Annotated in this window: 1 protein-coding gene; it reads right to left on the reverse strand. The window is 63.0% G+C overall.

Annotation, left to right across the window (positions count from 1 at the left end; translation table 11 throughout):
- A partial coding sequence (locus AC3G88_RS29430; protein ID WP_488894495.1) for a bifunctional UDP-4-keto-pentose/UDP-xylose synthase occupies positions 1–643 on the reverse strand: 643 nt, incomplete at both ends.

The following is a 643-nucleotide window of genomic DNA, read 5'->3' on the forward strand; positions in this document are numbered from 1 at the left end:
CGCCGCCATCGACCAGCTTGATCGGCTCGCCGCGCACGATATGGCCCAGGAACTGCGTCACCACGCGCGACGACCCTTCCTTCGATTCGAAGATTGAGTCCAGCCCCGCGCCGATCCAGTTGAACGGGCGGAACAGCGTGTAGTTCAGGCCCTGCTCCATGCCGTAGGCGTGGATCACGCGGTCCATCAGCTGCTTGGAGCAGGCGTAGATCCAGCGCGGCTTGTTGATCGGGCCGTAGATCAGCGGCGAGGCCTCGGGGTCGAATTCCTCGTCGGCGCACATGCCGTAGACCTCCGAGGTCGACGGGAACACCAGGTGCTTGCCGTACTTCACAGCACTGCGCACGATCGGCAGATTGGCCTCGAAATCGAGTTCGAACACGCGCAGCGGGTTGCGCACATACGTCGCCGGCGTGGCGATGGCCACCAGCGGCAGGATCACGTCGCACTTGCGGATGTTGTACTCCACCCACTCCTTGTTGATGGTGATGTCACCCTCGGAGAAGTGCATGCGCGGATGGTTCACCAGATCGCCCAGGCGGTCCGACGACATGTCCATGCCGTAGACCTCCCACTGCGTGGTTTCCAGGATGCGGCGCGTCAGGTGGTGGCCGATGAAGCCGTTGACGCCAAGAATCAGGAC

Source organism: Cupriavidus sp. 86D6, from assembly GCF_057815095.1.